12 protein-coding genes are annotated in these 12,150 nt (G+C 68.2%); 1 reads left to right on the forward strand and 11 read right to left on the reverse strand.

The window, feature by feature from the left end; all coding sequences use genetic code 11:
- Nucleotides 1-32: 32 nt before the first annotated feature.
- The 3 genes from trpA to trpB are packed head-to-tail and all read right to left on the reverse strand — an operon-like array spanning nucleotide 33 to nucleotide 2,768.
- A complete protein-coding gene (trpA, locus tag ACTT2I_RS12185) occupies nucleotides 33-845 on the reverse strand; it encodes a tryptophan synthase subunit alpha (RefSeq protein WP_421099268.1) in 813 nt (270 codons plus the stop codon).
- Between the two features lies 1 nt (nucleotide 846).
- Entirely contained in the window at nucleotides 847-1,545 is a 699-nt protein-coding gene (locus ACTT2I_RS12190) for a hypothetical protein (RefSeq protein WP_293984563.1), read from the reverse strand.
- Nucleotides 1,542-2,768, reverse strand: coding sequence for a tryptophan synthase subunit beta (trpB, locus tag ACTT2I_RS12195; protein WP_293984561.1), 1,227 nt, complete (start codon nucleotides 2,766-2,768; stop codon nucleotides 1,542-1,544). Before trpB ends, ACTT2I_RS12190 begins: the two co-directional genes overlap by 4 nt.
- A gap of 95 nt (nucleotides 2,769-2,863) precedes the next feature.
- On the opposite strand from trpB, the gene ACTT2I_RS12200 reads away from it, so the two are divergent.
- Complete coding sequence (locus ACTT2I_RS12200) at nucleotides 2,864-3,754, forward strand: LysR family transcriptional regulator (RefSeq protein ID WP_421099267.1); 891 nt, start codon at nucleotides 2,864-2,866, stop codon at nucleotides 3,752-3,754.
- A gap of 75 nt (nucleotides 3,755-3,829) precedes the next feature.
- Here ACTT2I_RS12200 and ACTT2I_RS12205 read toward each other — a convergent pair whose 3' ends face one another.
- The 8 genes from ACTT2I_RS12205 to prmB form a co-directional block, all read right to left on the reverse strand.
- Nucleotides 3,830-4,486 (reverse strand): phosphoribosylanthranilate isomerase, encoded by a 657-nt coding sequence (locus ACTT2I_RS12205; protein ID WP_088433287.1) that lies wholly within the window; start codon nucleotides 4,484-4,486, stop codon nucleotides 3,830-3,832.
- The gene (truA, locus tag ACTT2I_RS12210; RefSeq protein ID WP_088433286.1) at nucleotides 4,483-5,256 is read right to left on the reverse strand and encodes a tRNA pseudouridine(38-40) synthase TruA; all 774 of its coding nucleotides are present in this window, start codon (nucleotides 5,254-5,256) and stop codon (nucleotides 4,483-4,485) included. Before truA ends, ACTT2I_RS12205 begins: the two co-directional genes overlap by 4 nt.
- Before the next feature lie 48 nt (nucleotides 5,257-5,304).
- Entirely contained in the window at nucleotides 5,305-5,685 is a 381-nt protein-coding gene (locus ACTT2I_RS12215; RefSeq protein WP_293980645.1) for a VOC family protein, read from the reverse strand.
- Nucleotides 5,682-7,763 (reverse strand): FimV/HubP family polar landmark protein, encoded by a 2,082-nt coding sequence (locus tag ACTT2I_RS12220; RefSeq protein ID WP_443096679.1) that lies wholly within the window; start codon nucleotides 7,761-7,763, stop codon nucleotides 5,682-5,684. Before ACTT2I_RS12220 ends, ACTT2I_RS12215 begins: the two co-directional genes overlap by 4 nt.
- An 88-nt stretch (nucleotides 7,764-7,851) precedes the next feature.
- Nucleotides 7,852-8,877 (reverse strand): aspartate-semialdehyde dehydrogenase, encoded by a 1,026-nt coding sequence (locus ACTT2I_RS12225; RefSeq protein ID WP_088433284.1) that lies wholly within the window; start codon nucleotides 8,875-8,877, stop codon nucleotides 7,852-7,854.
- A gap of 164 nt (nucleotides 8,878-9,041) precedes the next feature.
- Nucleotides 9,042-10,097, reverse strand: coding sequence for a 2-hydroxyacid dehydrogenase (locus ACTT2I_RS12230; RefSeq protein ID WP_293983973.1), 1,056 nt, complete (start codon nucleotides 10,095-10,097; stop codon nucleotides 9,042-9,044).
- The gene (gene aroC / locus ACTT2I_RS12235) at nucleotides 10,090-11,193 is read right to left on the reverse strand and encodes a chorismate synthase (protein WP_070425600.1); all 1,104 of its coding nucleotides are present in this window, start codon (nucleotides 11,191-11,193) and stop codon (nucleotides 10,090-10,092) included. The genes ACTT2I_RS12230 and aroC overlap by 8 nt, the downstream gene beginning before the upstream one ends.
- Nucleotides 11,190-12,119, reverse strand: coding sequence for a 50S ribosomal protein L3 N(5)-glutamine methyltransferase (gene prmB, locus ACTT2I_RS12240; protein ID WP_088433282.1), 930 nt, complete (start codon nucleotides 12,117-12,119; stop codon nucleotides 11,190-11,192). Before prmB ends, aroC begins: the two co-directional genes overlap by 4 nt.
- Between the last annotated feature and the right edge of the window lie 31 nt (nucleotides 12,120-12,150).

Below are 12,150 nucleotides of genomic sequence, written 5' to 3' on the forward strand. Positions count from 1 at the left end.
GTAAACCATTCTGGTACGTACGTTTACGTGCTTCAGGCGGCGTCGAGGGCGCGTCGCAGCGGCGTGAGGAATGCCTGCGCGGTCTGTGCCGCGGCCGTGGCATTCGGCGCCTGGCCCAATGCAGCCACCAGCGCGCTGCCCACCACCACGCCATCGGCCTCCACGGCCATGGCCGCGGCACTGGCCGCATCCTTGATGCCGAAGCCCGCCACCACCGGCACGCTGGAGCGGCGGCGCAGATCACGCAGGCGGGCACTGGCAGCGCTGCTGTCCAAGCGCTCGGACGCCCCGGTCACACCGGCGAAGCTGACGTAGTACAGGTAGCCCTGGGCCATCGCGGACAGGGTATCCAGTCGGGTATCGGCGGTCGTCGGCGAGGCCAGCAGGATCAGCGCCAGGCCCGCCGCGGTGAAGATCTCGCGGGTTTCGGCCGCTTCTTCCGGCGGCAGATCAACCAACAGGATGCCGTCCACGCCCGCGGCGATGGCGGACTGCGCGAAGCGGGCCGTGCCGTGGATCTCGATCGGATTGAGGTAGCCCATCAGCACCACCGGCGTGGTGGCGTCGTCGTTGCGGAACGCAGCGACGGTTTCCAGCACATAGCGCAGCCCTGCCCCCCGCGCCAGCGCACGCTCGGAGCTGCGCTGGATGGTCGGGCCATCGGCCATCGGGTCGGAGAACGGCACCCCCAGTTCGATGACGTCCGCACCGGCGGCGGCCAGCGCATGCATCACCGGCACGGTGGCGTCCAGGCCCGGATCGCCGGCCGTGATGAAGGGAATCAGCGCCTTGCGACGTTCATCGCGCAGGCGGGCAAAACAGGCATCGATACGGTCCACGGACATCTCAGGCACATCCTTCAATCAGTTCAACGGCGCCACTGGCGCCCCAGTACAGCTTCGATATCACCCCGTCGAAGATCTCCAGCCGGATCGCCAGATCCGAGCCGGGGTCCTGCCAGGTCAGGTATTCGCCCGTTTCCGGGTCATAGGCATGCGGCGCGCGGGTGCTGCCGGGCGGCAGGCGCTTGAGCGCTTCATCCAACGTCATGCCCAGGCGCAGGCCGAACGGCCCCGGCTGGGTGATGGCCTCGTAGGACTCCTCGATCGGGGCCAGCTCGAAGCGCTGCACGTGGTCATCCTCGACCATCATCGAGACGCCTTCGGGCAGATTGCCCCGCTCGTAGTATTCGCAGGCACCGCCGGGCTCGCCTTCGCTCAGGCCGGCCGAATGCCACGGGCCATCGGCAGCGAGCTCGGTGAAGCGCTGCCCGATCAGCACATCGCCGGCGTGATCCAGCGCGACCGAGACCACCGACGGCGCGGCCTCGTCGACAACGGCAGCCTCCGCTGCGGCCGGCGGCGGCGGCTCATCCTCGATCGGGCGGTTGGCGATGTCATCGTCATTGCTGGCCAGTTGCCGCGCCGGCGCAACCGCGCCCACCGCTGCAGCAGGCGCCGGCAATACCGGCGGATCCGGCGGCGTACATCCGGTCAGGCCGACCACCATCAGCAGCGCACTTCCCTGGCGCAGCAGCGGATTCACAGGACCAGACCCTCGCGTGCGGCGATGGTATGCACGTCCTTGTCGCCACGGCCGGACAGGTTGCACAGCACCAGCTTGTCGCGCGGCAGATCGCGCGCGATCTTGATCGCCTGGGCCACCGCATGGCTGGATTCCAGCGCCGCCAGGATGCCTTCGCTGTGCGCCAGCTGGTGGAACGCGGCGAGCGCTTCGTCATCGGTGATGCCGACGTACTCGGCGCGCCCGGCATCGGCCAGGAAGGCGTGCTCCGGGCCGACGCCCGGATAGTCCAGACCGGCCGAGACCGAATGGGTTTCGGTGATCTGGCCGTCGTCGTCGCAGATCACATAGGTGCGGTTGCCATGCAGCACGCCCGGGCGGCCGGCCGCGATGGAGGCGGCATGGCGGCCGGTCTGGATGCCATCGCCAGCCGCTTCGGCGCCGACGATGCGCACGTCGCGATCGTTGAGGAACGCATGGAACAGGCCGATCGCATTGCTGCCGCCGCCGACGCAGGCAGTGATCGCATCGGGCAGTCTGCCGTAATCGGTGAGCATCTGCGCGCGCGCCTCGCGGCCGACGATGGCGTTGAAATCGCGCACCATGCGCGGGTACGGATCCGGGCCGGCCACCGTGCCGATGATGTAGAAGGTGTCGCGCACATTGGTGACCCAGTCGCGCATGGCTTCGTTGAGCGCGTCCTTGAGCGTGGCCGAGCCGGAGGTGACCGGCACCACCGTCGCGCCGAGCAGCTTCATGCGGTAGACGTTGATCTTCTGCCGCTCGATGTCGGTGGCGCCCATGTACACCACGCACTCCAGGCCCAGGCGGGCGGCCACGGTGGCACTGGCCACACCGTGCTGGCCGGCCCCGGTCTCGGCGATGATGCGCTTCTTGCCCATCCGCGCGGCGAGCAGCGCCTGGCCGATGGTGTTGTTGATCTTGTGCGCGCCGGTGTGGTTCAGATCCTCACGCTTGAGCAGGATCTGCGCGCCGCCCACCTGCTGGCTGAGCCGCTCGGCGTGGTAGATCGGGCTGGGCCGGCCCACGTAATGGGTGAGGTCCTTGTCGTAGGCGGCGATGAAGGCCGGATCGCGGCGCGCCTGGTCATAGGCGGCGGCCAGTTCCTGCAGCGGCCCGATCAGGGTCTCGGCGACGAAACTCCCGCCGTAGCGGCCGAAATGGCCGTTGGCATCGGGGTAGGCATGGAAATCGACGATGGGGGAGACGGGGGAGGCAGACATAGCGAGACAGCCGGTGGAGACAGGCTGCCAATTTAACGCACCTGTCATGACAGGAATATCGATAATATCTGTCACGACCTGTTAGGAAAACTCACATGACCGACGGACCATTGCCCCCGCTCAATGCCCTGCGCAGCTTCGAGGCCGCTGCTCGTCTGGGCGGGGTCGGCCGGGCGGCCGAGGCCCTGCATGTCACCCATGGCGCGATTAGCCGCCAGCTGCGCCTGCTGGAGGAACATCTGGGTGTCGCGTTGTTCCAGCGCGAGGGACGTGGCCTGCGCCTGACCCGCGCCGGTGAGGACCTGCAGGCAGCTTGCCAGGGTGCCTTCGATCAGATCCGCGACGCGGTGGTGGCGCTCAAGCGCCAGCAGCGGCCCGACGCGCTGGTGCTCGGCTGCAGTGGCAGCATCCTGGCGCGCTGGATGATTCCGCGCCTGCAAACTCTGCAGAGCGCCCTGCCCCAACTGCCGCTGCACTGGTCTGCCCAGGACGGCAGCTTCACCGCCGACCAGCAAAGCCTGGATGCGGTGCTGTTGCTGGCCCAGCCGCCGTGGCCGCGTGGCTGGCAGGTGCGGGAGCTGGCGCCGGAGCGCGTGGGCGTGGTGATCAGCCCCCACCACCCGGCAGCGGCACGGTTGCGCCATCAGCCACCGTCAGCGTTGCTGGCCGAGCCCCTGCTGCATACCACGTCGCGCCCGCAGGCATGGCCGGCATGGGCGCTGTCGCATGGGCTGGACCCTGCGCAGTTGCAGCTGGGCAGCGGCTTCGAGCATCTCTACTACCTGCTGGAAGCCGCGGTTGCCGGGCTGGGCGTGGCGATCGCGCCGGAGCCGCTGGTGACCGATGAGCTGGCGGCCGGCCGGCTGCTGGCGCCGTGGGGATTCGGCGCCACCGGCGGATTCTGGGTCCTGGCGACGCCGGAGGGCGTTGCGGATCCGCGGGTGGATGCCTTGGCCGGGTGGCTGCGGGAGCAGCTGGACGGATGAGTGCACGGGTGTATCAGGGGGCCGGCCAACGGCCGGCACTACCGGGGGCTGGGCGCAAGGCCCAAGGTGGACGGATCAATCCGCTTCGTGGCAATCCGCGCGGCGCACTTCTTCCACGAACTTGCGCATCTTGTAGCCGTCCTTGATACCCGGCTCGGACTCGATACCGCTGGAGACATCCACGCCCCACGGCAGGGTCGCGACGATCGCATCGAACACGTTGTCCGGGGTGATCCCGCCGGCCAGCAGGAACGGACGATGCAGGCCGGTCGGCAGGCGGGTCCAGTCGAAGGCTACGCCGGTCCCGCCGCCGCCGCCGGGGGCGTGGCTGTCGAACAAGAACCCGGCCGCACTGGGGTAGCGCAGCTGCAGCTGACGGGCGTTGACCTCGTCCTTGCCGCCCATCGCCACGGCCTTCAGGTACGGCATGTTGAAGCTGCGGCAGAACGACTCGTCTTCATCGCCATGGAACTGCAGCAGGGTCGGCCGCACGGTACGCAGCACTTCGCGCACCTCTTCCTTGGTGTTGTCGCGGAACAAGGCCACCACATCCACCATCGGTGCGATCGCCTGGCGCATGGCGCGTGCCTCGGCCGGCGCGACCCGGCGCTTGCTCTCGCGGGCGAAGATGAAACCCACCGCGTCCACGCCGAGCTCGCCGGCCAGGCGCACATCGCCGGCACGGGTCATGCCGCAGAACTTGATACGGGTGCGGTAGAAGGAGCGGCTCATAAGGTGACCTCGGCAGGCAGCTGCCAGTTGTCGGGGTACAGGGGACCAACGAAGACCAATCCCTGCGGCGGAGCGGTCGGGCCGGCCACGGTGCGGTCGCGCCCGGCCAGCAGCTGCTCCATCCACGAGACCGGTTGCTCACCACAACCGACCAGGATCAATGAACCGACGATATTGCGCACCATGTGATGAAGGAATGCATTGGCCTGAACGGCGACCTCCACCACCTCCCCCTGGCGGGTCACCGAGAGCGACTGCATGTTCCGGCGCGCGTGCAGGGCCTCGCATTGCACGCTGCGGAAGGCACTGAAGTCGTTCTCGCCCAGCAGGGCCTGCCCTGCCGCATGCATCAGCCCGGCATCCAGCGGCCGGCGCTCCCAGCTCAGGGTCTGCCGATACAGCGCCGGGCGGACCTGGCGATTGAGCAGGCGATAGCGGTAGCGGCGCGCGCGCGCGGCGAAGCGCGCATGGAACTCATCGGCCACCGGAACGCACCAGCGCACGGCGATCGAGCGCGGCAGGCGGGTGGTGGTGCCCAACATCCAGCTGCGCGGATCGCGAACGACCTCGGTATCGAAATGCACGACCTGGCATTCGCCATGCACGCCCGCATCGGTACGCCCCGCACACACGACCTGGATCGGTGCATTGGCCACCGAGGACAGCGCCTCCTGCAGGCTGGCCTGCACGCTCGGGCAGCCGCTCTCACCGAGCTGCTGCCAGCCTTTGAATTCGCTGCCGTCGTATTCCACGCCCAGTGCGTAGCGCATGGTGAACCTCTGTGTTTTGGGGGACCGGCGCAGGCGCCGGGGGGTGCATCAGGTCGCGTCGAGCTCGGACCACACGGCCAGCTCGTTGCCACCGGGTTCCAGGAACTGGAACCGGCTGCCGCCCGGGAAGGCGAACACCGGTTTGATGATCTGCCCGCCCTGGGCCAGCACGGCCTCCAGCATCGGCTGCAGATCATCGGCGTAGATCACCAGCAACGGCGCCCCACCCGAAGCGGTCTGCGGCGCGCCGCGGAAGAAGCCGCCCTGGAGGCGGCCATCATCGAAGGCGGTGTAGTCCGGGCCGTAATCCACGAACGACCAGCCGAACACCTGCTCGAAGAACCGACGGCTGGCGGCCGGATCGCGCGAGGCGAACTCGACGTAATCAAGGCGGCGTTCGCGGGTTGCCAACGGGCGGACGTCGCTCATCCCAGTCGCGCCAGCAGTTCGCGCGCTTCGGCCTGGCTGTGCGGGTCGGCACCGACGGCCACTTCGTGCAGCAGGGTGCGCGCGGTCTCGGCGTCGCCAAGGTCCAGATAGGCAATGGCCAGTTCCAGGCGGTCGCGGCCAGGGCTGCCGACCGGGGCGATGGGGGCCTCGTCGACCGGCGGAGCAGCGGCATCGGCATCGGCATCGGCATCGGCAATGTCATCCGCGCGGGCTGTGTCGTCCGGACTGGCGATGACCGGCGCAGCGTCGAGGCCAGCGCGATCATCGCTCGCATCCAGACGGTGTTCTTCGCCGGTCACCGATTCGTCCGGGAATTCGAAGACGCCACGGAACGAAGGCTGTGCGGCGGCTTCCAGCGCGTGGGCCGGCGGCCCGATCAGCGGCGCCGGTTCACGCAACAGCGCATCATCCACCGTCACATGCTGCGCGTCGGCGTCGATGCCGTAGGCCGACGCAGCGGTGGCCTCGACCTCGGGCAACACCGGCGCCTCGTCCGTCACGTCAGCACTCCACTGCGGCGCGTCCAGGCGATCGTGCGGCTGCGCATCGTGCATGGAGGGCGACAGCGAGAACACCGGCTCGCGGCGGAGCCCGGCGTACACATCGGTCTCTGCAACTGCTTCTTCGTCGGGCACGCGCTGTGCGTCATCGTGCTGCGCCGCCAGTTCGTCCACATGATCAGCAGCAGGCACGGCGGCGGCCAGCGACGCAGCATCGAGCCCATCGTTCGCCAGCGGTGGCAGCGGCGACGGCTTGCGACGGCGCACCAGCGCCCAGCCCCCGACCACCAGCAGCAGCACGACCAGGCCCAGCCAGTACCAGCCACCGCCCGCGCTGTCGCGCGTACCGGGTGCCTGCTCCAGACGCTGTTGTGCGGCGGCCAGGTCGGTGTCCTTCATCGCGATCAGCGACTGCTGCTGCGCCTTGAGCTTTTCCAGCTCGGCCACGCGCTGACGCAGTTCCTGGATCTCGGCATCGCGCGTGGCAACGTCTTCTTTGGCCTGTCGCAGTTGTTCGTTCGCCAGCATGTCGCCCTCGGTGCCGGCAGCGGTGCCGGTGGTTGTACCTGCGGTGGTGCCCGCGGCGGCAACGGCCGGCGCGATTTCAAGGCGAGCGCCCTGGTTGGCGGCCGGGGCCGCGGTTGCCGGTGCCGGTGCAGCGGCGACGCCACTGTCGGCCGGTTGCGGGATCGCCGCCCGCGATTGCCGCCACTGCGCGGTGTGTTCGCGCACGATCGCCGCGGCCTGCTGCGCATCAATCTGCGCCAGCGCATCGGCGCCTGGCGTGCGCAGCACCGCGCCCTGTTTGAGCAGGTTCACGTTGCCACGGATGAAGGCTTCGGGGTTCGCCCGCAGCAGCGCGATCATCGCCTGGTCGCGGTTGATGCCCTGCTCCCGGGCCAGCGAGCCCGCGATCTGCGACAGCGTCTGTCCGCGCTGGACGGTGACGCTGCCATCGGCCGCAGCAACCGGCGCGGCAGGTGCAGCGCGTGGCGCGGCCGGGCGCGACGGGGCCGCCGGTTCTGCGCGGCGTGGCGTGGCGGCGACAGGTGCCGCCGGCGCTGCCGGCTCACGAATGATGGCATTGGACATCGCGCCCGCCGGGGCGACGATCTCCGGCTCGGCCACGGCGGCGGCGCTGTTGGGCGCATCCACCAGGGCGGAATATTCACGGACCAGACGGCCCTGCCCCCAATCGGCTTCGATCAGGAAATTCAACGAGGGGGTGGCCACCGGCGCATGGCTGCTGACGCGCACCACGGCGCGGCCCTGCGCATTGCGGGTCAACTCGAACTGCAGTTCGCTGACCAGCCCGGACGGCGGCTCCAGCCCGACCCGGGCAAACGTCGCCGGCGAGGCCAGCGCGACGCGGAGGTTTTCCAGCTCGGACGGATCGGCGGAAATGACGGGGATTTCGGCCAGCAACGGCTGGCCCGGCTTGGACAGCACCCGGATATCGCCCAGGCCCAGGGCCATGGCGGAACTGCTGGCCAAGGCCAGCAGCAGCGTCGACACATACTTGAGCGGACGCACTGCGCCCGGAGCCCGGTTCTTCATGGCGGCCAATATAACGGCTCCCCCCGTGATCGGCGATGTTTCAATGCGGGTGGTCGGCGGCATCCCCATGCCGCCGACCACCGCGCGATCAGCCTTCGGCCGCGACCAGCTCGGCCAGCTGCACCGCATTGAGGGCGGCGCCCTTGCGGATGTTGTCCGAGACGATCCACAGGTTCAGGCCACGCGGGTGCGAGAGATCCTCGCGGATGCGGCCGACGTACACCGCATCGGTGCCCGAGGCATGGGTGACCGGGGTCGGATAGCCACCGGCCTCGTGCTTGTCGACCACTTCCACGCCCGGCGAACGCGCCAGCAGCTCGCGCGCCGCGTCCGGGGTGACCTTGTCGCGGGTTTCGATGGTGACCGCTTCGGAGTGACCATAGAACACGGGCACGCGCACGGCGGTCGGGTTCACCAGGATGCTGTCATCACCAAGGATCTTGCGGGTTTCCCAGACCAGCTTCATTTCTTCCTTGGTGAAGCCGTTGTCCTGGAAGTCATCGATGTGCGGAATCAGGTTGAAGGCGATCTGCACGGGGAAGCGCTGCGGATCGATGTCCTGGAAGCTGAGCAGCTGGCCGGTCTGCTTGCCAAGCTCTTCCAGTGCCGAACGGCCACCGCCGGAAACGGACTGGTAGGTGGCCACGTTGATGCGCTCGATGCCGTACTGGCGGTGCAGCGGGGCGAGTGCGACCAGCATCTGCATGGTCGAGCAGTTCGGGTTGGCGATGATGCCGCGCGGGCGGTGCTTCAGCGCCTCCGGGTTCACTTCAGAGACGACCAGCGGGACGTCATCGTCGTAACGGAAGGCCGAGGAGTTGTCGATCACCACGGCACCGGCGGCCGCGAACTTGGGACCGAACTCCTTGGAGACGCTGCCACCGGCGGAGAACAGCGCGATATCCACGCCGTTCGGATCGAAGGTGCTCAGGTCCTGGACCTTGATCTTCTCGCCCTGGAACTCGATCTCGCCACCGGCCGAACGCGAGGACGCGAGCAGGCTCAGCGTGGCGATCGGGAAGTTGCGCTCGGCCAGGATGGCCAGCATGGTTTCGCCGACAGCACCGGTGGCACCGACGACGGCGACGTGGAAACGACGATCTGTATTGCTCATGGGGGAACCTCGTGTTGGGTGTACCGACCTGTGGCCGATACGTAACGTGCGTTGGGAATATGTACCGACCAACGATCGGTACCTGCCGTGCCTTGGAGATATGTGCCGACCATCGGTCGGTACCTACCGGTTCGGGAACCTCGCCTGTTGGCCAGCGCGGTTCCCTATCGTTTTGCGTCGTCGATTTTTTTGCCGCCCACGGTCGCGCCGCCGGTTTTCACGGCAGCGACAGCGTCGGCGTTGATCGCACTCGGCGGATGGCCGGCATCCGGGCCCTGCCCCAGTGCGGCGGTGAGGTTGTCCACGGCCAGCTGCACCATCGCCCGGCGCGTGGCCTGGCTGGCACTGCCGATATGCGGCGTCAGCACGATGTCGTGCAGGGCGAGCAGTTCCGGGCGCACCGTGGGCTCACCTTCGAACACGTCCAGCCCGGCCGCGGCCAGGCGACCGTTGGCCAGGGCATCGGCGAGCGCCAGCTCATCCACGATGCCGCCACGGGCGATGTTGATCAGTGTGGCGGTCGGCTTCATCTTCGCCAGCGCGGCAGCATCGATGATGTGATGCGAGGAGGCGTTGTACGGCAGCACCAGAACGAGGTGATCAACCTGCGCCAGCAGCGTATCCAGGTCCACATACTGCGCGCCGACCTCGGCCTCGGTGGTTTCGGGCAGCCGTGAGCGGTTGTGGTACAGCACGCGCATGCCGAAGCCGTGAGCACCGCGGCGGGCGATGCCCTGGCCAATGCGGCCCATGCCGAGAATGCCCAGCGTGCTGCCGTGGATGTCCGCACCGAGCATGGTCTGGAACGACCACTGGCCCCAGTGGCCATCCCGCAGCCAGCGCTCGGATTCGGTGATGCGACGCGCGGTGGCCATCAGCAGCGCGAAGCCGAGATCGGCCGTGGTTTCGGTCAGGACATCCGGGGTGTTGCTGGCCAGGATGCCGGCGGCGCTGAGCGCGTCGATATCCAGGTTGTTGTAGCCCACCCCGACGTTGGCGATCGCGCGCAGCTGAGGCGCGTTGGCGATCTCGGCAGCACCAATGCGTTCGTTGAGGGTGATCAGCGCGCCATCGACGCCAGCCAACTGCTCGGCCAGCCTCTGCGGCGTATAGCGGGTGACATCGCCGGTCATGGTCAGGTCGAAATGCTGCCCGAGCTGTTCGACGACATCGTCGAACAGGGGCTGGCTGACCCAGACCTTGGGGCGCGGGTCAGCCATCGATCGTGCCGGGGATGCGCGGGGTGATCTCGCCGACATCGCCACACTGCGCGCGGTGGCGCAGCGCCTGGTCCATCAGCACCAGCGCCATCATCGCCTCGGCGATCGGCGTGGCGCGGATGCCCACGCACGGATCGTGGCGACCGGTGGTGATCACCTCGACCGAGGCACCGCTGGCATCCACCGTGGCACCGGGCAGGCGCAGGCTGGAGGTCGGCTTGAGCACGATCGAGGCGGTGACCTGCTGGCCGGTGGAGATGCCACCGAGGATGCCGCCGGCATGGTTGCTGGCAAAGCCCTGCGGGGTGAGCAGGTCACGGTGCTCGGTGCCCTTCTGCGCGGCGCTGGCAAAGCCATCGCCGATCTCCACGCCCTTGACCGCGTTGATGCTCATCAGCGCGGCCGCCAGATCGCCATCGAGCTTGCCGTAGATCGGCTCGCCCCAGCCCGGCGGCACGCCGTCAGCGACCACGTTGACGCGCGCACCGACCGAATCACCGGACTTGCGCAGCGCATCCATGTAGCTCTCCAGCGCAGGCACCTGATCGGCGACCGGCCAGAAGAACGGGTTGTCTTCCACCGCCGACCAGTCAAAACCGGTCGGGGTGATCTCACCCAGCTGCGAGAGATAGCCACGCACGGTGACGCCATGGCGCTGCAGCAGCCACTTCTTGGCGATGACGCCGGCGGCCACGCGCATGGTGGTTTCGCGCGCGGACGAGCGACCGCCACCGCGCGGGTCGCGGATGCCGTACTTCTGCCAGTAGCTGTAGTCGGCATGGCCCGGGCGGAACTGCTGGGCGATGTTGGTGTAATCCTTGCTGCGCTGGTCGGTATTGCGGATCAGCAGCCCGATCGGGGTACCGGTGGTACGGCCTTCGTAGACACCGGACAGGATCTCGATCTCATCGGCTTCGCGCCGCGCGGAGGTGTGCCGGCTCTTGCCGGTCGCCCGCCGCTGCAGGTCGTGGGCGAATTCGTCGGCGCTGATCTCCAGCCCCGGCGGACAGCCGTCCACCACGCAGCCGATCGCCGGACCGTGCGATTCGCCGAAGGTGGTGACGGTCAGCAGTTTGCCGAAGCTGTTGGAACTCACGGCCGCTGCGCTGCCAGTTCGGTGATGCGGGCGCTGTGCGCGATCAGTTCGCGGCACTCGACGGCGAAGATGCCCATCTGGCCGACCTTGAACTCGACCCAGCGGAAATCCACTTCCGGCAGCAGCTTGTACAGGTGCTGCTCGGACTCGCCCACTTCACAGATCAGCAGGCCGTCCTCGCTCAGGTGCAGCGGGGCGTCGCGCAGGATCTTCAGCACCAGGTCCAGGCCGTCGTCGCCGGCACGCAGGCCCATTTCCGGCTCGTAGGAATATTCCTGCGGCAGGGCATCGGTCTCATCGTTGGTGACGTACGGGGGGTTGGTGACGATCAGGTCGTAATGACGGCCGGTCAGGCCGTTGAACAGGTCGGACTTGAGCAGGGTGACGTTGTGCGTCTGCAGCCGTTCCTTGTTCTCTTCGGCCAGCGACAGGGCTTCGTCGCTGAGGTCGACGCCGTCCACTTCCCAGTTCGGGTAGTAGTGGCCCATGGCGATGGCGATGCAGCCCGAGCCGGTGCACAGGTCGAGGGCGCGATGGACATCGCGGCCGGCCAGCCACGGCTCGAAGCCGCACTCGATCAGTTCGGCGATCGGCGAGCGCGGCACCAGGGCGCGCTTGTCGCTCTTGAAGCTCAGGCCGGCGAACCAGGCCTCACCGGTGAGGTACGCGGCCGGGATGCGCTCGTCGATGCGGCGCTGGAAAAGCTCGAGCACGCGGACCTTTTCGTCCTGCAGCAGGCGCGCCTGGCCATAAGCGGGGCCGAGATCGTGCGGGAGGTGCAGGCTGTGCAGGACGAGCTGGGTCGCTTCGTCCAGGGCGTTGTCGTAGCTGTGCCCGAAGGTCAGCCCGGCGGCGTTGAAACGGCTGGTGCCGTAGCGGATCAGGTCGATGATCGTGTGGAGTTCGGCGGCCGTTTCGGCGGTCATGGCGGGGCAACAGGCAATGTGGCCCCCGATT

Source organism: Stenotrophomonas sp. PUT21, assembly GCF_052232875.1.
Classification (GTDB): domain Bacteria; phylum Pseudomonadota; class Gammaproteobacteria; order Xanthomonadales; family Xanthomonadaceae; genus Stenotrophomonas; species Stenotrophomonas maltophilia_N.

Coding starts and splice junctions, on each gene's coding strand:
- ACTT2I_RS12205 (WP_088433287.1), bottom strand. CDS start 4,486: ATGAGCCGCTCCTTCTACCGCACCCGTATCAAGTTCTGCGGCATGACC.
- ACTT2I_RS12220 (WP_443096679.1), bottom strand. CDS start 7,763: ATGAAGAACCGGGCTCCGGGCGCAGTGCGTCCGCTCAAGTATGTGTCG.
- prmB (WP_088433282.1), bottom strand. CDS start 12,119: ATGACCGCCGAAACGGCCGCCGAACTCCACACGATCATCGACCTGATC.
- trpA (WP_421099268.1), bottom strand. CDS start 845: ATGTCCGTGGACCGTATCGATGCCTGTTTTGCCCGCCTGCGCGATGAA.
- ACTT2I_RS12215 (WP_293980645.1), bottom strand. CDS start 5,685: ATGAGCGACGTCCGCCCGTTGGCAACCCGCGAACGCCGCCTTGATTAC.
- ACTT2I_RS12230 (WP_293983973.1), bottom strand. CDS start 10,097: ATGGCTGACCCGCGCCCCAAGGTCTGGGTCAGCCAGCCCCTGTTCGAC.
- trpB (WP_293984561.1), bottom strand. CDS start 2,768: ATGTCTGCCTCCCCCGTCTCCCCCATCGTCGATTTCCATGCCTACCCC.
- ACTT2I_RS12225 (WP_088433284.1), bottom strand. CDS start 8,877: ATGAGCAATACAGATCGTCGTTTCCACGTCGCCGTCGTCGGTGCCACC.
- truA (WP_088433286.1), bottom strand. CDS start 5,256: ATGCGCTACGCACTGGGCGTGGAATACGACGGCAGCGAATTCAAAGGC.
- ACTT2I_RS12200 (WP_421099267.1), top strand. CDS start 2,864: ATGACCGACGGACCATTGCCCCCGCTCAATGCCCTGCGCAGCTTCGAG.